This window comes from Microvirga flavescens (assembly GCF_003290125.1).
In the GTDB taxonomy this organism is placed as follows: Bacteria; Pseudomonadota; Alphaproteobacteria; order Rhizobiales; family Beijerinckiaceae; genus Microvirga; species Microvirga flavescens.
The window spans coordinates 1-21,901 of the sequence record NZ_QMKH01000005.1 but is presented as its reverse complement, the minus strand read 5'-3'; the positions used below and the strand labels follow the sequence as shown (position 1 = coordinate 21,901).

Below are 21,901 nucleotides of genomic sequence, written 5' to 3'. Positions count from 1 at the left end.
CAGCGATGGTCCGGGATCCAGCCGCTTCGCCTTTAACCAATGCCCGATGTGCCGCGCAGGATGCGGGCCATCCAAGATTGAACGATTGTCATGACCGATAAGACGCAAGCCGCCGCACGCGACTATTCCGAGACGCTTTTCCTGCCGCAGACCGAGTTCCCCATGCGGGCGGGCCTGCCGCAGCGGGAGCCGCTTCTCCTGCAGCGCTGGAACGAGATGCAGCTCTATGAGCGCCTGCGCCAGACCCAGAAGGGCCGCGACCGCTTCGTGCTTCACGACGGCCCTCCCTACGCCAACGGTCACATCCATATCGGCCATGCCCTCAACAAGATCCTCAAGGATCTCGTCGTGCGTTCGCAAGGCATGCTCGGCTTCGACTCCAACTACGTACCGGGCTGGGACTGCCACGGTCTGCCGATCGAGTGGAAGATCGAGGAGGAATATCGCGCCAAGGGCAAGAACAAGGACGACGTGTCGATCGTCGAATTCCGCCGCGAGTGCCGCGCCTTCGCCGAGAAATGGATCGACGTGCAGCGCGAGGAGTTCAAGCGCCTCGGCGTCGAGGGCGATTGGACGAACCCGTACCTGACGATGTCCTATGACGCGGAAGCGCAGATTGCCCGCGAGATCATAAAGTTTGCTGTGAGCGACCAGCTCTATCGCGGCTCGAAGCCTGTGATGTGGTCCTCCGTGGAAAAGACGGCGCTCGCGGAAGCGGAGGTTGAGTATCACGAGAAGACTTCCACCACGATCTGGGTGAAGTTCCCGGTGGTGAAGACCCTCGACGGCGATCTTGACGGCGCGTCCGTCGTGATCTGGACGACGACGCCCTGGACCATCCCCGCCAACCGCGCCGTCGCCTACGGTCCGGACGTCGCTTATGGCCTCTACAAGGTCACGGAAGCCGCTGCCGACAACTGGGCGAAGGTGGGCGATCGCCTGATCCTCGCCGACAAGCTCGCCGCCGATGTGTTCACCGCTGCGCGCGTTACAGGTTATGAGCGCGTCAAGGATGTGCTGCCGGTGATGATCGAGCGTTGCGCGCATCCTTTCCGCGCCATCGAAGGCGGCAACGGCTATTGGGATTTCGATGTTCCGATGCTGCCCGCCGACTACGTGACCGACGATGCCGGCACGGGCTTCGTGCACACGGCTCCCGGACACGGCGCGGACGACTACGTCACCTATCTCAAGCACCGCGCGGTGTTCGAGGCTTGCGGCATGAAGGAAGTGCCGCACACGGTTTCTCCGGACTCGTCCTACTTCCCCAACATTCCGCTCTTTGCGGGCGAGCGCATCTATGACGACAAGGGCAAGGATGCCGGCGCTAACGAGGCGGTCATCAAGAAGCTCGTCGAGGTCGGCGCGCTGATCGCGCGCGGGCGTCTCAAGCACCAGTATCCGCATTCCTGGCGCTCGAAGGGGCCACTGATCTTCCGCAACACGCCGCAATGGTTCATCGCGATGGACAAGCCGCTGAACGGCGAGGGCGACACGCTGCGCCAGCGCTCGTTGCATGGCATCGAGAACGTGCAGTGGGTTCCGGCCTCCGGCGAGAACCGCATCAACGGCATGATCGAGAACCGTCCCGATTGGGTCGTGTCGCGCCAGCGCGCGTGGGGCGTGCCGATCGCGGTCTTCGTCAAGAAGGGCACCAACGAGATCCTCAAGGACGAGCGCGTCAACACCGCCATCGCGGATGCCTTCGAGAAGGAAGGCGCGGATGCGTGGTATGCCGATGACGGCTCGCGCTTCCTGAAAGCGGGCGGCTACGATGGGGCCGACTTCGAGAAGATCAACGACATTCTCGACGTGTGGTTCGATTCAGGCTGCACGCACGCCTTCGCGCTGGAAAAGCGCCCTGACCTGCAGGTGAAGCGCAAGGTCGACGGCGGCCCCGACAAGGTGATGTATCTCGAAGGGTCGGATCAGCATCGCGGCTGGTTCCACTCGTCGCTTCTGGAAAGCTGCGGCACGCGCGGGCGCCCGCCTTACGACGTTGTGGTGACGCACGGCTTCACCCTCGACGAGAACGGCCGCAAGATGTCGAAGTCGCTCGGCAACACCGTCGCCCCGCAGGACATCATCCGTGAATCCGGCGCGGACATTCTGCGCCTGTGGACCGCTTCTGTCGATTACTGGGACGATCAGCGCATCGGCCCGGAAATCATCAAGACGACGGCCGAGACCTATCGCAAGCTGCGCAACACGATCCGCTGGATGCTCGGCTCGCTGCATCACTTCCGCGAAACCGACAAGGTTGCCGTTGCTGAGATGCCGGAGCTCGAGCGCTTCGTGCTTCATCGCCTCGCCGAGCTCGATGGAGAGATCCGCGAGGCTTATGGTTCTTATGACTACAAGCGTGTGATCGCGCTCTTGAATTCGTTCATGACCACGGACCTCTCGGCGTTCTATTTCGACGTTCGCAAGGACACGCTCTATTGCGACCCCATCTCCAGCAAGGCGCGCAAGAGCGCGCTGACGGTCATCGACCAGACCTTCCGCTGTGTGACGGTCTGGATCGCGCCGATCCTCGCCTTCACGGCGGAGGAGGCGTGGCTTGCGCGCTATCCGAACGCTGAATCCGTGCATCTCGAAACCTTCCCCGAAGTGCCCGCCGCATGGCGCAACGAAGTGCTGGCTGAACGCTGGTCGAAGATCCGTCGCGTGCGCCGCGTCGTGACGGGCGCTCTTGAAATCGAGCGCGCGCAAAAGCGCATCGGCGCGAGCCTCGAGGCCGCGCCTGTGGTGCACATCGCCGATGCGGATCTGCTGCAGGCGGTGCAGGGTCTCGATCTCGCGGAGATCTGCATCACTTCGGGCATCACGGTCGTTCAGGGCGAAGGCCCGGCGGACGCCTTCCGGTTGGATGAGGTGAAGGGCGTTGCCGTCGTGCCGTCTCTCGCCGAGGGCAGGAAGTGCGCCCGCTCCTGGAAGGTATCGCCCGATGTCGGCTCCGATGCCGATTATCCGGACGTGACGCCGCGCGATGCCGAAGCGCTGCGCGAGTGGGACCGGGCGAGGGCCGCGGCATGAGCGAAACACCTGTCGTCAACAAAACTCCCGCCGTGAACAAAACCCCTGCCGCGAAGCAGAAGCGCCTCCCGTCCTTTTGGGAGCGCATCACGGCGGCGCATCTCGGCTTTGCCGCCGTGATCCTGACTTTCGTTCTCGATCAGGTCACGAAGCTCTATACCCTGTTCGTTGTCGATCTTCCCGTGAACGAGCCCATCGTGCTCGGGCCCTTCGTCAACCTCATCGTGGTCTGGAACAGGGGCATCTCCTACGGCCTGTTCCAGCAGAAGTCGGATCTCGGGCGCTGGTTTCTGATCGTGGTGTCCATCGTGGCGGCCATCGGCCTCATGGTCTGGATCCGCCGCGCCTCGGGCCGGCTGCTGGCGGTGTCGCTCGGCTTGATCGCCGGCGGGGCTGTCGGCAATGTCATCGACAGGCTGGCCTATGGTGCGGTGTTCGATTTTATCCAGCTTCACGTAGGATCATATTCCTGGTACGTCTTCAACGTGGCGGATGCCGCCATCGTTGCAGGCGTCGTCGGACTGCTTTATGACTCTTTTCTGTTGGAGAAGCGCCGTAAACGGTAGTTCAACGCAGGAAAGCGTTCGTCTGCCATATGTTCGCCAGAATAGGACATCAGGCGTTCCAGTCGATTTGTTTTGAGAACCAAGTGGTGGTGCCATGAAGGCTTTGAAACTCTTTGCTTGCGCGAGCGCCGTTGCGCTCCTCGCTGCCTCGGGCGCAATGGCCGAGGAGGGCGTGGCCATGAAGAGCCTTCTGGGCAGCATCGGCATCATCCCCAAGGAAAAGCCCCCGATCAATTATCATGAGCGGGCCCCGCTGGTTCTGCCACCGAAGATGGATCTGCGTCCGCCGGTGCCGGGGAACAATGCCGAAGCCAATGCCAACTGGCCGAAGGACCCTGACGTGATCGCCGCCCGCAAGGCCGCCGCGGACGCCAGGACGCCCTGGACGGAAACGGAACTCTACAAGAGCAGCCAGGGCAAGCGCCTTTCCGTCGAGGAAATGCGCAAGTACCGCAACCCGAACAACTATGTTCGTGGGACCGACGCGCCCGAGCCCACGGGCCGCCAGGCCGACAGGAGCGTCATGAGCCCTGATGAGCTGCGCTCCTTCGCCAAGAAGGATGAGGATCTGCAGCTCGCGAACGGTGGGCTCGAGCGCCGCTACCTGAGCGATCCGCCGGCCCCGCTCCTGAAGGCTGCGAACGGCGCGCCGCTGAAGGCGTCTGTTGATCCGAAGCCGGTTGTCGATCCGGATAGCCCGCTCGGCTTCATCATGCAGCAGAACCAGTAACACTGCGTCCCTGACGCGGTCGGCTGGCCGGCTTTTTTCCCGCAAGCGAAGATCGTGTCGCACCTTCAAGGGGTGCTGCTCCGCTTGCGTGTTTTCGAAAAGACTTTAAGTCCCGTAGGAAATTCCTACGGATTTACCCGCATACTTAAGGTTTATAACGATGGATGCAGCCGCGAAGCTTGAATTGCGTACCGACGCCCCCTCCAAGGGGCGCGCGGAAGGCGGCGGCCCGGAAGTCTCCTCCTTCGCCCTCGACAACGGCCTCGACGTCGTTGTCATCCCAGATCACCGCGTTCCGGTGGCGACCCACATGGTGTGGTATCGCAACGGCTCGGCGGATGATCCGCTGGGGCAATCGGGCATCGCCCACTTTCTCGAACACCTGATGTTCAAGGGCACCGAGAAGCATCCGGCGGGTGAATTCTCGAAGATCGTCTCTGCCCTCGGCGGCCAGGAGAACGCCTTCACCTCCTTCGACTACACCGCCTATTTCCAGCGCACCGCCCGCGAGAACCTCAAGACCATGATGGAGTTCGAGGCGGACCGCATGTCCAACCTCGTGCTGGACGAATCCGTCATCGGCCCTGAGCGAGACGTCGTTCTCGAAGAACGCCGCATGCGTGTGGAGACCGATCCGGCCTCGCAGCTCTCTGAGGCCATGGCGGCATCGCTCTTTCTGCATCATCCGTATGGCATTCCGATCATCGGCTGGATGCACGAGATCGAGAAGCTCGATCGCACCCATGCGCTCGATTACTACAATCGTTTCTACACGCCGGAGAACGCCATTCTCGTCGTTGCCGGCGATGTGACGGTGGATGACGTGCGCCGCCTTGCGGATGACACCTATGGCCGTGTCGCGCCGCGTGGCGCGCGGCCCGTGCGCTTTCGCCCGCGCGAGCCGGAGCCGGTCGCGGCGCGTCACATCACCGTGTCCGATCCCAAGGTGGAGCAGCCGACGCTGCAGCGCCTCTATCTCGTTCCCTCTGCGGGCACGGCGGAAGGGCGCGATTGTTTCTCGCTCGATCTTCTGGCCGAGGTGATCGGCGGCGGGCCGACCTCCTATCTCTACCGCAAGCTCGTTCTGGAGCGCGGCCTCGCGGTGAATGCCGGCGCGTGGTACATGGCCTCCGCGATGGAGGAAACGCGCTTCTGCGTTTACGCGGTTCCCGCCCAAGGCGTTTCCCTCGAGCAACTCGAAGCCGCTGTCGATGAAACGCTGAAGCACGCGGTTGCCGAGGCGCTCGACTTCGATGCCATCGAGCGCGCCAAGACGCGTCTTGTCGCCGAGTCGATCTATTCCACCGACAGCCAATCCTCGCTCGCGCGCATCTACGGTTCGGCCCTCGCCATCGGCGAAACCATCGAGGATGTGCGCCGCTGGCCGATTGAGATCGAAGCCGTACTCAAGGACGATCTCGCCTCTGTCGCCGAGCGCTTTCTGCTGCCGCGCCGCTCCGTCACCGGCTATCTGAAGCCGGTCGCGTAACGAGCGCATATTGTACGGGATCTCCATGACCGCTTCCGTCGAAACCATATCCGCGTCTCCAACCAAAGTGACGGCGCTGACGACCCCCGCTGGGGTCGAGGTCTGGCATGTCGAATCCGATGTCGTGCCGCTGATCGCCGTCGCCTTCACCTTCGAAGGCGGCTCCGCGCACGACCCTGTGAACAAGCCCGGCGTCGCTCAGATGCTCTCGCGCCTTCTCGATGAGGGTGCGGGCGAATACGATTCAGACGCGTTTCAGGAACGTCTCGCGGCGCACGCCATCGAGCTTTCGTTCAACGCGGGTAACGATGCCCTCGGCGGTTCGTTGAAGACGCTTGTGAAGCACGCGGATGAGGCGTTCGAGCTGTTGCGCCTGGCGCTCATGGAGCCGCGCTTCGATCAGGAAGCCATCGAGCGCGTTCGCGCGCAGAGCATCGCGGGCCTGCGTTACCAGCAGAACGATCCCGGCGTGATGGCAACCCGTCGCTTCTTCGAGGAAGGCTTCCCCGGCCATCCTTACGGCCGTCCGACGGGCGGCACCATCGAGAGCGTGACGGCGATCACCCGCGATGATCTCATCGCCATGCACCGCGCCATCATCGCGCGCGGGCGTGTGAAGATCGCGGTTGTCGGCGCCATCGATGCGGAGCGCCTGACACATCTTCTCGACAAGGTCTTCGGCGATTTGCCTGAGGCGAAGCCGCTGACGATCATCGAACCGGCGGTTCTGCAAAATCGCGGTGAGCGTTTCATCGTCGATCTCGACGTGCCGCAATCGGTCATTCGCTTCGGCACCACGGGCATCGCCTGGCGCGATCCTGATTTCGTTCCGGCTTACGTGTTGAACCACATTCTCGGCGGCGGCGCGTTCACGTCGCGCCTGTTTCAGGAAGTGCGCGAGAAGCGCGGCCTTGCCTACAGCGTCGGCTCTTCGCTCGTGAGCTATCGTGCCGCCGCGATGACGTGGGGCTATACCGCGACGAAGAACGAGCGTGTCGGCGAATGTCTCGACGTGATCACCGATGAGATGCTCGCATTGAAGGGCAAGGGTCCCTCTGACGACGAGCTGCAGAAGGCGAAGGATTACCTCGTCGGCTCCTATGCGCTCGGCTTCGACACTTCGACGAAGATCGCCCACACCCTCGTGCAGATCGCCTTCGAGGGGCTCGGCATCGACTACATCGCCCGCCGCAACTCCCTCGTCAAAGCCGTCACGCAGGACGATATCCGCCAGGCCGCGGACCGCATCATCGGCGACGGCAAGCTCCTGACCGTCATCGCGGGGCGGCCGACGGGGCTTTAAGAGGTCTCGGAGCGGGCGGGCCTAGCCCCGCGCCCTCCGCTGGCTTAATGTCATGCTCCCATTTTTCGAATCGGAGCATTTCATGCCCCTGCAGCAATCCATCGATCTGGCGCTGGCTTCCAATATCGGCGAAGGCGGGCTGCCTCGGACGGCTTTGGACGCCGCCCTGGTCGCCGTCGGCACGGGCATGAAGCGGCTGGCGGAACAGGATGCGACGGGCACGCTGCCTCTCCTGCACATGCCGCGCACGACGGAGGATCTCGAATCCATCCGCGAGGCGGCGGCGTGGCTCCGGCGGGATGCGACGGACGTTGTTTTTCTCGGCACCGGCGGCTCGAGCCTCGGCGGCCAGACGCTGGCACAGCTGAAGGACTACGCGGTGCCCGGCGTCGGGCGCTTCGCGGACGGGCCGCGCGTGCACTTCCTCGACAACCTCGACCCCATCACCTTCGACCACATTCTCCATCGCCTGCCTTTGTCCTCGACGCGCTTCGTCGCCATTTCAAAGTCGGGCGGCACGGGCGAGACGCTGATGCAGACCATCGCGGTGCTCAGCGCGCTTGAGAAGGCGGGCCTCAAGGCGCAGCCGGGCGAGGTGTTCCTTGGCCTGTCGGAGCCACGAAAGGCCGGGGGCAAGAATGCGCTCCGTGACCTTTTGGAGCCGGAGGGCGTGCGCTTCCTCGAGCATCACACCGGCATTGGCGGGCGCTATTCGGTGCTCACCAATGTGGGGCTTCTCCCCGCCGCGGTGCTCGGCCTCGACATCGCTGCGATCCGCCAGGGCGCGTCTGATGCCTATGAACCCTTCCGTGCGGGCCGCGCCGCTGCCGATGCGCCCGCCGCCGTAGGCGCCGCGCTCAATGTCGCGATGGCGCTCGAAGACAGAAACATCACCGTCACGATGGCCTATGCGGACCGTCTCGAGCGCTTCACCCGCTGGTGGGTGCAGCTCTGGGCCGAGAGTGTGGGCAAGGACGGCAAGGGCTCGCAGCCCGTCGCCGCCATCGGCCCCGTCGATCAGCACAGCCAGCTGCAGCTTTATCTCGCGGGTCCTAACGACAAGCTCTTCACCATCATGACCACGGGCGTCGCGGGTCATGGACCGCTGATCGACGAGAAGCTGGCGCAGCGCGCGGGCGAGCCGGGCTTTGCCGGCAAGCGCATCGGCGATCTCGTCGCCGCGCAGGGCCGCGCGACGGCGGACACGCTCGCGAAGAACAGCCGCCCGACCCGCCGCATCCATATCGAGAAACTCGACGAGCGCGCGCTCGGCGAATTGCTCATGCACTTCATGCTGGAGACGATCCTCGCCGGCTACGCGCTCGGGGTCGATCCGTTCGATCAGCCCGCGGTGGAAGAGGGCAAGATCCTGGCGAAGAAGTATCTCGCTCAGGCGAACTAGAAAGCGGCGCTCGCATGTCTGTTCGCCGCCTCGATCCAATCCTTGTCGACCGCATTGCCGCGGGCGAGGTGGTGGAGCGTCCCGCCGCCGCCGTGAAGGAATTGGTCGAGAACGCCATCGATGCGGGCGCGACCTCCATCGAGGTGACGGTTGAGGGCGGCGGCCGCCGCCTCATCCGCGTCGTCGATGACGGGCACGGCATGACTCCAGAGGATCTGGGGCTTGCCGTCGAGCGGCATGCGACATCCAAAATTCCCGATGGCGATCTCTTCGCCATTCAGACGCTGGGCTTTCGCGGCGAGGCCTTGCCTTCCATCGGCGCAGTGGCGCGACTTTCCATCACCACACGCACGGCGGATGCCGAGACGGGTTCGTCCATCGTCGTGGAGGCCGGCGAGAGGGGCCCCGTGCGGCCTGCCTCCGCGCCGAAAGGCACGCGCATCGAGGTGACCGATCTCTTCGCCGCGACGCCCGCACGTCTGAAGTTTCTGAAGAGCGACCGTTCGGAAGCACAGGCGGTAGCGGAAATCATTAAGCGCCTCGCCGTCGCGCATCCCGAGATCCGCTTCACGCTTGCGGGCGAGCATCTGACCGCGCTCACCTATCCGCCCGAGCCGGAGGGCGAACTCGGCGCGCTGCGCCGCCTGTCGCGTGTGTTGGGCTCCGAGTTCAACGACAACGCCATGCCCATCGACGTGGCGCGCGAGGGTGTGCACTTGCACGGCTTCGCGAGCCTGCCGACATTCCATCGCGGCGCGTCCACCCATGTGCATTTCGTCGTCAACGGCAGGCCCGTGCGCGACAAGCTGTTGCTCGGCGCGGTGCGCGGAGCCTATGCCGATGTGATGGCCTCCGACCGTCATCCGGTGCTTGCGCTGATGATCGATCTCGATCCGGGTGCAGTGGACGTGAACGTGCATCCGGCGAAGACTGAAGTGCGCTTCCGCGATCCGAATTTCGTGCGCGGTTTCGTTGTCGCTGCGATCAAGGAAGCGATCACCCGTTTCGGTTTCCGCTCCGCGACGACGGGCGGCACGCGCACGTTGGAGAACCTGCGCCCGCAAGGAGCGCCGCTGCCCTCGCGCGGCTATTCATCGGCAGTGCATTTCCGTCCCGCGCCGATCCGTCCGGCGGATGCGTTTTCCGGCTGGCAGGCTCCGCTCGATCAAGGGCCGCGCACAGCGGGGCTGGCGGAAACGCAGAGTCTGTTGCCCGACATCGCAATGCCTTCCGCCGACAGCCGCGCAACGCTCGCCGAGCTGGATCCGTTCGCGGAGGAAGCGCCGCTCGGCGCGGCGCGCGCGCAGATCCACGGCACCTACATCGTCGCGCAGACGCAGGACGGCATCGTGATCGTCGATCAGCACGCGGCGCATGAGCGCCTCGTCTATGAGCGTTTGAAGCGCGAACGCGCGGCGTCAGGCATCGCGCGCCAGATGCTGCTCATTCCGGAGGTGGTGGATCTCGATCCAGTGGATGCTGACCGTGTTCTGGCGGAAGCCGCGACCCTGGAAAGTCTCGGCCTCGTCGTCGAAGGCTTTGGCCCCGGCGCGCTCCTCGTGCGTGAGGTGCCCTCGGCTCTTGCCGGAGGACGCATCAAGGCGCTGGTGCAGGATGTCGCCGATGCGCTTTCTGAGTGGGGGCAGGGCGCAAGTCCGCTGGAAGAGCGCCTCGACGCCGTCCTCTCCCGCATGTCCTGCCACGGCTCCGTGCGCGCCGGACGGCGGCTCAAGCCGGAAGAGATGAATGCGCTCCTGCGCGAAATGGAAACGACACCGCTCTCAGGCCAATGCAACCATGGCCGTCCCACTTACGTTGAACTGAAGCTCGCGGATATCGAACGGCTGTTCGGACGGCGGTGAAGAAAGAGTGCGGAGCAGGACGTAAGGTCCTGTTCGATCATGGAGGTGTCACGCCTCTACAAGGCCGCTAGCTTCGTGCATGAAATACGCCGCCGCCTTTATCCTCGCGCTCGTTCTTGCCGTCGTCGTAAGCGATCCCGCTCACGCGCATCGTCCTTATTATTCTCAGGTTGAAAAGATACGCTTGCCCGATGGACAGATCGGCGAGGTGAGGCTGCTTCATGGGGATGGCGTTATTGTCACCGATCCGGTGAGGCCAATCCTCGTCGATGGAAAAGGGCGGCTTATCGCGCGCGGGCCGAAGTTCTATTCGCTTGTTGTTTCCTGCGATGCCGAACGTCACTGCATCATTGTCGATCTCTGGTCGGTCAGCACACTTACATTGGACCCTGCGTCCTTCCGTGAGGGAGCAGAACAATCCACCGCGCAACCGCGCGATAGAACAGATGACTGGGCCTTGGAGGGGGAGGTTGAAGACTGGGGGTTCTCCGTCCGCGAGGCGACGTCGAGCGAGTTCTGGTCTGCGACTCTCGCGCAAGCCACCATGCACATCCCGTTCTTTCTCGTGCTCACGGGCCTTGCTGCGGCAGGAGCGGCGATCTTCGTCGTGCCGCTGCGTCTCAGTTCTCCATCAGTCGTGTGCCTTTGGGTCGCGCGGGCATTCTTCCTGATCGCCGGACTCGTGATTTATTGCTTGTTTGCAGGCTTGAGTTTCATGTTCGCGATGTTCGCAGGGCTTTCCGCCCATCTCTGGCTTTTGTCACTCCTGCTCGGAACTTTTGGTCTCTGGATTAGCGTGTGGGGTGTCAGGAAATCCGCGCGCAAGGTCGCAGTTCCGGAGAGCCGCAGAACAGCAGGCTCGACGTAAAGCCTGTCTAAAGTCGGGCCGCCGCTATTCCTTCTCGCGCTCCGCTGCCGCCGCGCGCTTGGCGACGATGGCGTTGTCGGCGCGGAGTAGTTCGCCGATCTTCACCGCCGTGTCGAAGGTCACGAGGCGGTTGACGCGGACCCAGGCCATGTCGGGCGCGCTGGCGCTCGCCTTCATCTCGAAGGCGGGCTTGTGGTGATCGAGGCTCTGTTCGAGATGATTGGGGATCAGGTCCTCGGCGGCGACGCCGAGCGCGGCGGCCAGGCGGTTCAGGCTCAAGGGGGTCGGCAGGGAGCGGCCGTTGATGTAGGTCGAAACGCTGTCGCGCTGCAGGCCGGCCTGTCGCGCGAGCTCGCTCTGATGCCAGCCCTTGTCCGCCATCAGCTTGCGTAGGCGCTTGCCGAATTCGTGCTTCGTCAGGACCTTCGGCGTCAGTTTTCCGGGCTGCTTGTCCATTTTTATCGACTTTGTCTTTCGCACCATCTGGAAGCCCCCCGTGCGCTCGCCGTTCGACGACCTCTACTCTCATGTGTTGGATGAATAAAGTCTCACGATGGGAAGGGATGCGAATTCAGATCCCTTCCGAAACGTCAACTCGCTCGATTTTCATCCGACAGTTTCTACCGACAATCCGCTGCCGTGAAGTGTCACCTCGCACGTCATGCCGATCTTGAACCAAGTGAAGATTAGGATTGGGAAATGTGCCTTCTTCGTGGCCGAAAGGCCGTCCCTTGTGGAACATTCTTCCGTGTCGTTTTTGTCGGTCGTCTTGTTGTCGACCTTCGTGCATCAGACAAACGGATGCAACTCCGCCGGAAGGGGTAGCAACGCTATCTAATAATGGCATCGGCAGATGGGCGAGCCTCAGGGCCGGGGCAGTGGCTCCGGCTACGGGCCAGGGCGATAGCGGGCGAACACGACGCTCGTTTCCCCGTAGTCGCGCCGTTCGATTTCCTCAAAGCCTTCCGGCATGGAAAATTCGGCCCCTTGCGCCTCTTCGACGATGATGAGGGCATCAGGGGTCAGCCAGCCACCTTCGGCGCAGGACATCAGGGCCTTGGGCGCAAGGTCCTTGCCATAGGGCGGATCGCAGAAAACGAGGGAGAAGGGCGCGTTGGGGGCAGCCTCGCCCATGCGCGTGGCATCGCGGCGGAAAAGGCGCGTCGCGCCGCCGACGCCTAAGGCCTCGACATTCTCACGGATCAGGCCGCGCGCTTCCGCGCCCTCGTCGACGAGGAGCGCGAAGGCGGCGCCGCGCGAAAGGGCTTCCAGCCCCATCGCGCCTGTGCCGGCGAACAGGTCCATGACGCGCGCGCCGGAGATCGGGTCGTCATAGCCGTGCTGGAGAATGTTGAAGAGCGATTCGCGCAGACGGTCCGACGTCGGACGGATCGCGTCCGATTTCGGGCCCGCGAGCGAGCGCCCGCGCCAACGTCCTCCGACGATCCTCAACGTTCAATCCTCACGGGCGGCGGCCTTTGGGGCCACCCTTCGGGCCGCCCTTGAAGCCGCCTCCAGAACCGCCGCGCGGACCGCCCTTGAAGCCGCCACGGCCACCGCCGCCGGGGCTGCCGCGCGAGGGCCGGTCACCGCCACGGGGCGGGCCGCGACGCGGACGCTCGTCATCGCCACGGCCACGGAACGGCTTGTCGCCATCTCGGCTGCGGAAGGGACGATCACCCTCGGGACGGGGCTTGCGCGGGCGTTCCTCATCGCCACGGGCGCGGAAGGGACGTTCGCCAGCCGGACGGCGCGGGCGCTCCTCGTCGCGACGCGGACGGCTGAAGCCTTCCTCGCGGCTGCGGCGCGGCGCTTCGCCCCGTTCCTCGCGGCGACGGGGACGATCCTCGCCTCCCGGCGTAAAACGGCCAGAGCGGCGCGGTTCACGGGCGGGGGCCTCGTCCTTCGGCGAGCTTACAAGCCGCTCCACCATGACCTTGCGGCCTTCCGACTGGATGGCCCCGACCCGTTCGCGCTTGCGCTCGGCGGTGGCCGCGCGGGCCTCCTTCGGGTCTGCGCCACGGCGCGGCATCTTCTTGCGCGGAGCTTCCTCTTCGTCCGCGCGCCAAATGCTCGTCTTCGGCTCAAGGCGGGAAGGACGTTTGCGGTCCGTCTCGGGGGCCTCTTCATCGCGGCCACGGCCACGGAACGGGCGCTCGCCTTCATCACGGCGGCGCGGACGATCCGCATGACGGTCGTCACGTTCGAAGCGGCCTCCGCGCTCTGCGCGCTCCCGGTGTTCCGCCTTCTTCGGCGAGCCGAAGGGGGCGATGGGCTCGCGCACGGGGCTTTCGAAATCGACCCCCGCCTCAGCGGCGAGCGCCGCGCCGAGCTGGTCCCTCAGCACCTTGGTCTTCACCTCTTCGACAAGGCCGTCCTCCAGATCGCCGAGCTGGAACGGGCCGAAGGAGAGGCGGATCAGGCGGTTCACCTGCAGGCCGAGATGCTCGAGAATCCGCTTCACTTCGCGGTTCTTGCCCTCGCGCAGGCCGAGGGTGATCCACACGTTGTCGCCCTGCACCCGGTCGAGGCGAGCATCAACGGGGCCGTATTCCATGTCGTCAACGGTCACGCCGTCGCGCAGGCGGTCGAGATCGGCCTGGGTCACGTCGCCATGCGCGCGCACCTTGTAACGGCGCAGCCACCCGGTGTCGGGATGGGCGATGACACGGGCAAGGCCGCCATCGTTGGTGAGAAGCAAAAGCCCCTCGGTGTTGATGTCGAGCCGACCGACGGCCACCACGCGCGGCATGTCCTCCGGCAGGCTGTCGAACACGGTCGGGCGGCCTTCCGGGTCGCGGGCGGTGGTCACGAGGCCGCGCGGCTTGTGGAACAGCCACAGGCGGGTGCGCTCCTTCATCGGCAGCGGCTCGCCGTCGACGGTGATCTTGTCGGCAAGCGTCACGTTGATGGCAGGGGAGGTGAGAACCTCGCCGTTGAGGGTCACACGGCCTTCCGCGATCAGTGCCTCCGCATCCCGGCGCGAGGCGACGCCCGCGCGAGCGATGACCTTGGCGATCCGCTCCTCGACGGGCTCCTGCGGCGCGACTTGAACCTCCACATGCTCCTCACGGGCGCGGTGCGGGCGGTCTTCCCGGTTGCGGTCGAAACGGCGCGGGCGCTCCTCGCCGCCACGACCACGGAAGGGACGGTCCCCGTCCTCCCGGCGCGGGCGGAAGCTGCGCTCGCCCTCTTCGCGCTTGACCCAGGGCTTGCTGTCACTTCCCTCGCGCGGCTTGCGCGGGCGGTCATCGCCTCCCCGTGTGTGGAACGGCTTGTCGCCGCCTTCACGGGGGCGGCGGGGCCGCTCGTCATTATCGCGGCTGCGGAAAGGCTTATCCCCGCCCTCACGCGGCTTGCGGGGGCGCTCGTCCCCTCCACGCGCGCGGAAGGGCTTATCGCCGCCTTCGCGGGGCTTGCGGAAGGGCTTGTCGCCGGAGGTGCGGCTGCGGTCGGAGCGTCCCGGAGAACGACCCTTGCGATCATTGTCATTGCTGTCGGTCATGCAGGCCTGATAGCAGAGGAAAGCAACAGAAGCGAGGCCCATGCATAACGCCGGTCCCACCAAGTTCGATCCGATGGCGGCCGCCTTCGACGAGGCCCGCGCCGCAGCCGCGCGCGGGGAGGTGCCGGTGGGGGCGGTCATCGTGAAGGATGGCGTCCTCATCGCTGCTGACGGCAACCGCCCGCGCGAGCTCAACGATCCGTCGGCCCATGCGGAAATGCTCGCCATCCGCCGCGCCTGCGAGGCGCTTTCGGACGAGCGGCTGACCAGCTGCGACCTCTATGTGACGCTGGAGCCCTGCACCATGTGCGCGGCGGCAATCTCGTTCGCCCGCATCCGCCGGGTCTACTTCGCGGCCTACGATCCCAAGGGCGGGGCGGTGGAAAACGGCGTGCGCTTCTTCCAGCAGCCGACCTGCCACCACGCACCGGAGACCTATGGCGGGATTCGGGAGAGCGAAGCGGCGGGGCTACTGAAGGGCTTTTTCGAAGACAGGCGGTGATCGGCAGCGCCGCGAGATTTGCGCGGCGCGCTACTGCCGTCAGACGATGAAGAAGTCCTTGTAGGTCAGGAGTGGGTACTTCTTCGAGAAGGTCGCGATCTGGTACGCGGCTTTGGAGCCGGTGCCGTCGGCATCGTAATAGAGAATGCCCTTCTTCGAGTCGTAGATGATCCGGTCGCTCGCATCGTGCGCTTTGGAGCCGACCCAGAACGCATCCTTCGACAGCTTGGCGGGCTTGGCGGCGGAGCCCTTCTTTCCAAGCGCCTTGAAGACGGCGTTCTCCAGCCAGATGGAGTCGTCCTTCACGTTGAAGTCGATGATCTTGTCGACGTTCGGGTTCTTCTTGCTGACGGCGCTGTCGAACACGAAGATGTCCTTGCCGGAGCCGCCCGTCATCGTATCGCGGCCATCGCCGCCATAGAGCGTGTCGTTCCCGGCCTCGCCGAAGATGGCGTCATTTCCGGCGGCGCCCTTCAGCACGTCGTTTCCGGCGCCGCCGAAGAGGATGTCGGCCTCCGCGCTGCCGACGTGAAAATCATCGCCGGGGGTTCCGACCCATTCTCCACCCGATGACGAAGGATTATCGGGCGTAACGCTGCCCGCGACGCCATAGAGCTGGGTCATCAGCTTGAAGCCTGACGAGTCCTGGTTCATCCAGCTCACGGCGTAATTACCGTCGGCGAGCGCGATGATCGAGGGAGCCCATTGATCGCCCGCGGTCGATGCCCCTACTGGCGTCACATCGGCGATGAGCGTGCCGTCCGCCGCGCAGGCCGCGACATACACGTTGTCATCGCCACTGACATCGAGCTTGAACGCGATGGCGAAACCGCCACTCGAGAGCGCGGTGATGACCGGCGTATCTTCCAGCGTGCCCGCCGGCTTGTTGAACGTGATCTGGTCACCGACCGCCGCCCCCGCAGAGTCGAAGACCTGTGCGTGAATGACATGCGTTCCACCATTGCCGTTGTCCTCCCACGCCGCAACGAACGTGTCGGCGCCGATAGGGGCGACGGAGGGATGGACATTGGTGAAGCCGGCAATCTCATCGACCACGACGCCGGGGGGGGACTCCACGCCAGGGGCCCAGATATAGGCGACGAGGCCGGTATTGAAGCCGTTGGGCCGCGCTTCGAAATAGGCGCTGGTGCCGTTGCCCGACACAGCCATGCTGTTCGAAGGAGCAGCGCCAAAGCCGCGATAGAACGTGTCAACATAGTCCCACCCGCCGATCACCTCGCGAACGACGGAACCGACACGAAGCGCCTCGCCTTCGTAGGTGCCCTCGTAAAGAACCGAAAAGCTGCCGTCGGCGAGAGCGAAAATGTGCGAGTTGGCCTGCGATCCGACGCTGACCGGCCCAAGCGGCAGAGGGTCGCCGACCACGTTGTGGTTGGCGTCGAGCGCCTGGCCCCGGATGAGGCGGCCGTCGTTGGTGCTCGCCGTCCAGGACACGATCGTGCGCCCATCGGTGAGAGTGGCCGCAGCGACTTCGGTGAAGTCGGACTCCGCTGCCGACGCGATGGTGAACTTGCTCTTGAGCGTCGTTCCGTCGGGCCTGAAAACCTGGCCGAAGACCGTGCCGACGCGGCTCTCATTCACCTCCGTCCAGACGGCGAGGAAATTGCCGTCGTTCAACAGGGTCAGGTGCCCGCTGCTCGCGAATGCGCTGAAGTTCTGATAGCTCGGAAGGGATGCCATGTGCTTGATTTTCGAGAAACGATATATCTGCATTGTCGGCTTAGGGCCGTTTCGCTTTCGACACAAGCGATGGTTGAGCAGGCATCAGGGCTTGCAGTTGCGGCGCGTGTCATATCGCACGCGCGGGTGTTGAAAACCTCTCGTCAGGCTCCCTCGTTCGCTATCAGGAAGTTCCTCAAGGCCTCCAGCGTTGCGCCGGGGTTCTCCTCCGCGAGAAAATGCCCCGACGAGACGCCGACCCCTTCGATCTTCGGCGCGAAGCTCTGCCGCCACACGTCGAGCGGGTGCAGCCCGTGGCCGACAGGTCCGCTGACGAGATAGAAGTCGCTCCAGATGAGCTGAACGGGGCACCGGATGATGTTCTTCGCGGCAAGGTCGGCTTCGTCCGCCTCGCTGTCGCGGGTCGCTCCGGCGCGGTAATCTTCACAGAAGGCATGAATGCGAGAGGGCTCGTTGCAGCTCTCGTGATAGGACTTGAGCGCGCGCGGATCGAAAGGCTTCAGATCCCCGGCCGCCGACCAGCTTTTCAAAAGCCCCTCGAAATAGGGCAGGGGATCGCGGCCGATTTCCTGTTCCGGCTTCGGATAGGGCTCCGAAAGATAGGCCCAGTGTGTCGCCGGAACCTTTCCCGCTTTCATCTGCGCCCACATGTAGGAGGTTGGCAGAATGTCCAGAAGCGAGAGGCGTTCCACGCGCCCGGGATGATCGAGAGCAAGCCTGTAGGCAACGCGCGCGCCGCGATCATGCCCTGCTATCGCGAACCGGACATGGCCGAGCGCTTCCATGACGGTAATGACATCGCGCCCCATCGCGCGCTTCGAATAAGTCTCATGGGCCGCATCGCCCCTCGGCGCGGAGGACCATCCGTAACCGCGCAGATCCATGCAGACGACGCTGTGGGTCTCCGCAAGCGCCGGTGCGAGGTGATGCCACATCACATGCGTTTCGGGAAAACCGTGCAACAGTACGAGCGGTGGTCCATTTCCTTTCGAGCGCACGAAGATGCGCCCGACCTCTGCGTCGATCCAATGGGATTCGAAATCGGGGAAAAGATCGTCGTTCATCGGCTGCCCTCTCTCCCATTGGGAAATAAGGCAATCGCCCGCGTTGTCAGCCCCGCTCGCGTTCGATCGCCCGCCAACCGATGTCGGATCGGCAGAAACCCTCGGGCCAATCGATCTTTTCAACCGCCTCGTAGGCGCGCCGTTGCGCCTCGGCGACATTCCGCCCGAGCGCGGTGACGTTGAGAACGCGGCCACCATTGGCGAGAATGCGCTCGCCGTCCTGCTTCGTGCCCGCGTGGAAGACGAGTACGTCCGGCAAGGCTTGCGCATCCGCGATACCGCGAATTTCCGTGCCTTTCTCGACAGCGCCGGGATAGCCCTTGGCTGCCATCACGACGGTCAGCGCCGTGTCGTCCGACCAGCGCAGCGAGATCGTGTTCAGAACGCCGTCGCAGGCGGCAATGAGCGCCGTCACGAGATCGGACTTGAGGCGCGGCAGCAGCACCTGCGTTTCCGGATCGCCGAAGCGCGCGTTGTATTCGATGAGCTGCGGCCCGTCCTTCGTCAGCATCAGACCGGCATAGAGAATGCCCGTATAGGGCGTGCCGCGCGCCCGCATGCCCGCGAGCGTCGGCGCGATGATCTCGCGCATCACGCGGTCCTGGAGTTCGGACGTCAGCACGGCTGCAGGCGAATAGGCGCCCATGCCGCCCGTGTTCGGCCCCTTATCGCCGTCGAAGACGCGCTTGTGGTCCTGCGCGGTGCCGAAGGGGATGGCCGTCGTGCCATCGCACAAAGCGAAGAAGCTGGCTTCCTCGCCTTCGAGAAAGGCTTCGATCACCACTTCCGCGCCCGCCTCGCCGAGGCCGCCGCCGAACATCATGTCGATGGCCTCTTCCGCCTCCGCCAATGTCATGGCGACCACGACGCCCTTGCCCGCGGCAAGGCCGTCGGCCTTGATGACGATGGGCGCGCCGGATTGGTGGATATAGGTCTTCGCCGTTCCCGGTTCCGTAAAGCGGCGGTAGGCGGCGGTGGGAATGCTAAATTCCGCGCACAGGTCCTTGGTGAAGGCTTTCGAGCCTTCGAGCTGTGCAGCGGCTTTGCTGGGCCCGAACGCCTTGATGCTCGCCGCTTGCAGGTCGTCCACGAGCCCCGCGACCAACGGAGCCTCCGGTCCGACCATCACGAGGCCGATGGCATGGGCGCGGCAGAAGGCGACGACGGCTGCATGGTCCGTCACATCGAGGGGAACGTTCTCCCCAAGCTGCGCCGTGCCGGGATTGCCGGGGGCGATGAAAAGCTTGTCGCAGAGGGGGCTCGCCGAAAGGCTCCAGGCCAAGGCGTGCTCGCGGCCGCCGGAACCGATGAGAAGAATGTTCATGCGCGCGCTCTCCTACCTGCTGGCTTGGCTCATACCGCCAGAAGTCGCCTTCGCCTACCCCCCGGAACGCTCGATGTCGCGATCCGAAGGGTTGCGAAAGGGGAGGCGAGGGCAAAAGCAGCCGTCAGATGACGAAGAACTCGCCGGCGGTCATCTTCAGTCCCTTCTTCAGCGTGGCGATCTCGACAGCCTTGCCCGGGCCCGAGCCGTCGGCATCGTAATAGAGAATGCCCTTCTTGGCGTTGAAGATGAGGTAGTCGTTCTTGTCCTGCGCCTTGCTGCCGATGGTGAAGTAATCGGGCTTCAGCTTGCCCGGCTTGGCCAGGGTGCCCTTGCCGAGTTTCGTGAAGATCGCATTGTCGAGATAGATACTGTCGCTCTTCACGTCATAATCCGTGATCGTATCGAAATTCGTCTTCTTGTTCGGTCTTGTATCGAACACGAAGGCGTCCTTGCCCGCGCCTCCGGTGAGAATGTCGTTCCCAAGGCCGCCTCCGAGGGTGTCCTTTCCGGCGCCGCCGATGATCACATCGTTGTCGCCCGTACCGAGGGTGAACTCGGGCGACATGTCGGACACGTCGATCTTGAGCGTCTTTTCGACACTCAGATTGCCCTGGTCTGTGACCTTGACCCTGATTTCATGAAAGCGCGCCTGCTCGTAGTCCAGCTTGACGCCGTTCTTCACGACGATCTTGTCGCCCTTCAAGGCAAAGCGACCACCTGCATCGTCGAGCAGCGTGTAGAAGAACGTGTCGCCGGGAGTATCTGTTGCGGACAACGTTCCCACTTCCGCGCCTGTCGCGGAAAGTTCCTTGATGCTCAGGCGCGAGAGCGAGATGTCGCTGGGCGCCTCGTTCGGGACGCTCTCGTCAACCTCCTTCAGGGTGATCGTGACGTTTTGGGTGACGGAGGCGCCGTGATTGTCGGTGACGGTGATCTTGATGGTGTGGGAGGTGGCGGTCTCGTAATCGAGCACGGCACCGGCCTTGAGGCGCAGCTCGTTGCCGACGATCTCGAACTTGCCGCTGAGATCCTCGGCGAGGGCATAGGTGAAGGTGTCGCCGGTGTCGGGATCGACGCCGGTCAGGGTGGCGATGAGGCCGGTGATGCCTTCATCGACGGTATCGCGGGAGAGGGTGACGCCGGTCGGGGCACGGTTCTCGGCAATATCTCTGACCGAGATCGTGACCGTCTTGATCTGAATGGCGCCCTTCGCATCGACGGCCATGATGGTGATGTCGTGCGACATGCCATCGGCGGCCTCATAGTCGAGGAGACTGCCATTCGCTACGCGGATCTGTGTGCCGACGATCTTGAAGCGACCGCCCGCGTTGTCGATAAGTGCATAGGTGACGGCGTCCCCATCCGGATCGAATACGCTCAGATTTCCGACGACCGTACCGTTGGCTGCGTTTTCATTGACAACGAGTTCTCCCGCGGGCCCTGTTCCAGTGACGGAAACGGTCGGAACTTCGTTGACGTCGCGAATGCCGATCGTAATGGTCTGCGGTGCGCTCACGCCGCCCTTGCCGTCCGACGCGATGATCCTGAGCGTGAAATACTTCTCTCCGTCGGGAAGCGCCTCATAATCGACCACGGCCCCCGGGGCGAGCTTGATCTGCTTGGTTTTGTTGTCGATGACGAAAAGGCCGCCAGCATCGCCGCCTGGGGCAAAGGCATAGGTCAGCGTGTCGCCATCCGCATCCGTGGCGCTCAGGACGCCGATGAACGTGTTGTGATCGGAATTTTCGTTGATCGTTGCACTGGTTGTTCCGTTCAGCGTCACGTTCGCTGGCGCACGGTTCTCGTCAACGTCGCCGACGTGGATGGTGACGGACTTGGTGACGGAGGCGCCGTGGTTGTCGGTGACGGTGATCTTGATGGTGTGGGAGGTGGCGGTCTCGTAATCGAGCACGGCGCCGGCCTTGAGGCGCAGCTCGTTGCCGACGATCTCGAACTTGCCGCTGGGATCCTCGGCGAGGGCGTAGGTGAAGGTGTCGCCGGTATCGGGATCGACGCCGGTCAGGGTGGCGATGAGGCCGGTGGTGCCTTCATCGACGGTGTCGCGGGAGAGGGTGACGCCAATCGGGGCGCGGTTCTCATCGACGTCGCCGACATGGATGGTGACGGACTTGGTGACGGAGGCGCCGTGGTTGTCGGTGACGGTGATCTTGATGGTGTGGGAGGTGGCGGTCTCGTAATCGAGCACGGCGCCGGCCTTGAGGCGCAGCTCGTTGCCGACGATCTCGAACTTGCCGCTGAGGTCCTCGGCGAGGGCGTAGGTGAAGGTGTCGCCGGTGTCGGGATCGACGCCGGTCAGGGTGGCGATGAGGCCGGTGGTGCCTTCATCGACGGTATCGCGGGAGAGGGTGACGCCGGTCGGCGCACGGTTCTCGTCAACATCGCCGACATGGATGGTGACGGACTTGGTGACGGAGGCGCCGTGGTTGTCGGTGACGGTGATCTTGATGGTGTGGGAGGTCGCGGTCTCGTAGTCGAGCACGGCGCCGGCCTTGAGGCGCAGCTCGTTGCCGACGATCTCGAACTTG

General features: G+C 64.1%; 16 protein-coding genes. 9 read left to right on the top strand and 7 right to left on the bottom strand.

All coding sequences use genetic code 11. The features are described from left to right. Positions 1-90: 90 nt before the first annotated feature. The 8 genes from ileS to DQW91_RS10900 all read left to right on the top strand — a co-directional run bounded on the left by ileS (position 91) and on the right by DQW91_RS10900 (position 11,256). Positions 91-3,036: an isoleucine--tRNA ligase gene (gene ileS, locus DQW91_RS10935; RefSeq protein ID WP_112663683.1), complete on the top strand. Its 2,946-nt coding sequence runs from the start codon at positions 91-93 to the stop codon at positions 3,034-3,036. Between the two features lie 86 nt (positions 3,037-3,122). Then, on the top strand, positions 3,123-3,602 hold the full coding sequence (gene lspA, locus DQW91_RS10930) for a signal peptidase II (protein ID WP_425373396.1): 480 nt from the start codon (positions 3,123-3,125) through the stop codon (positions 3,600-3,602). 178 nt (positions 3,603-3,780) lie between these two features. After that, complete coding sequence (locus DQW91_RS10925; RefSeq protein WP_157961421.1) at positions 3,781-4,332, top strand: hypothetical protein; 552 nt, start codon at positions 3,781-3,783, stop codon at positions 4,330-4,332. A gap of 160 nt (positions 4,333-4,492) precedes the next feature. Continuing rightward, positions 4,493-5,821, top strand: coding sequence for a M16 family metallopeptidase (locus tag DQW91_RS10920; protein ID WP_112663681.1), 1,329 nt, complete (start codon positions 4,493-4,495; stop codon positions 5,819-5,821). 25 nt (positions 5,822-5,846) lie between these two features. Continuing rightward, positions 5,847-7,124, top strand: a complete 1,278-nt coding sequence (locus DQW91_RS10915) for a M16 family metallopeptidase (RefSeq protein ID WP_112663906.1) — start codon at positions 5,847-5,849, stop codon at positions 7,122-7,124. 82 nt (positions 7,125-7,206) lie between these two features. Beyond that, on the top strand, positions 7,207-8,526 hold the full coding sequence (locus DQW91_RS10910) for a glucose-6-phosphate isomerase (protein ID WP_112663905.1): 1,320 nt from the start codon (positions 7,207-7,209) through the stop codon (positions 8,524-8,526). A 14-nt stretch (positions 8,527-8,540) separates the two neighbouring features. Next, entirely contained in the window at positions 8,541-10,388 is a 1,848-nt protein-coding gene (gene mutL, locus DQW91_RS10905; protein ID WP_112663680.1) for a DNA mismatch repair endonuclease MutL, read from the top strand. 79 nt (positions 10,389-10,467) lie between these two features. Continuing rightward, positions 10,468-11,256 (top strand): condensation domain-containing protein, encoded by a 789-nt coding sequence (locus tag DQW91_RS10900; RefSeq protein WP_112663679.1) that lies wholly within the window; start codon positions 10,468-10,470, stop codon positions 11,254-11,256. Positions 11,257-11,280: 24 nt separating this feature from the next. Here the strand turns inward: DQW91_RS10900 and DQW91_RS10895 are convergent, their stop codons facing one another. The 3 genes from DQW91_RS10895 to DQW91_RS10885 all read right to left on the bottom strand — a co-directional run bounded on the left by DQW91_RS10895 (position 11,281) and on the right by DQW91_RS10885 (position 14,317). Next, complete coding sequence (locus DQW91_RS10895) at positions 11,281-11,712, bottom strand: helix-turn-helix domain-containing protein (RefSeq protein ID WP_157961420.1); 432 nt, start codon at positions 11,710-11,712, stop codon at positions 11,281-11,283. Between the two features lie 432 nt (positions 11,713-12,144). Continuing rightward, complete coding sequence (gene rsmD / locus DQW91_RS10890; RefSeq protein WP_112663677.1) at positions 12,145-12,708, bottom strand: 16S rRNA (guanine(966)-N(2))-methyltransferase RsmD; 564 nt, start codon at positions 12,706-12,708, stop codon at positions 12,145-12,147. Positions 12,709-12,718: 10 nt separating this feature from the next. Further along, complete coding sequence (locus tag DQW91_RS10885) at positions 12,719-14,317, bottom strand: pseudouridine synthase (protein WP_245411010.1); 1,599 nt, start codon at positions 14,315-14,317, stop codon at positions 12,719-12,721. 484 nt (positions 14,318-14,801) lie between these two features. Here DQW91_RS10885 and DQW91_RS10880 point away from each other — a divergent pair, with 484 nt between their 5' ends. Further along, positions 14,802-15,263 carry a nucleoside deaminase gene (locus DQW91_RS10880; RefSeq protein ID WP_112663676.1) on the top strand — a complete coding sequence of 154 codons (462 nt, stop codon included), beginning with the start codon at positions 14,802-14,804 and terminating at the stop codon, positions 15,261-15,263. 39 nt (positions 15,264-15,302) lie between these two features. Here the strand turns inward: DQW91_RS10880 and DQW91_RS10875 are convergent, their stop codons facing one another. The 4 genes from DQW91_RS10875 to DQW91_RS10860 form a co-directional block, all read right to left on the bottom strand. Then, a complete protein-coding gene (locus DQW91_RS10875; protein ID WP_157961419.1) occupies positions 15,303-16,964 on the bottom strand; it encodes a calcium-binding protein in 1,662 nt (553 codons plus the stop codon). 143 nt (positions 16,965-17,107) lie between these two features. Beyond that, on the bottom strand, positions 17,108-18,028 hold the full coding sequence (locus DQW91_RS10870; protein WP_112663674.1) for an alpha/beta hydrolase: 921 nt from the start codon (positions 18,026-18,028) through the stop codon (positions 17,108-17,110). 46 nt (positions 18,029-18,074) lie between these two features. Further along, the gene (gene purD / locus DQW91_RS10865; RefSeq protein ID WP_112663673.1) at positions 18,075-19,352 is read right to left on the bottom strand and encodes a phosphoribosylamine--glycine ligase; all 1,278 of its coding nucleotides are present in this window, start codon (positions 19,350-19,352) and stop codon (positions 18,075-18,077) included. A gap of 124 nt (positions 19,353-19,476) precedes the next feature. Beyond that, positions 19,477-21,901, bottom strand: a 2,425-nt coding sequence (locus tag DQW91_RS10860) for a cadherin domain-containing protein (RefSeq protein ID WP_198411847.1), incomplete at its 5' end; no start/stop codon positions are given.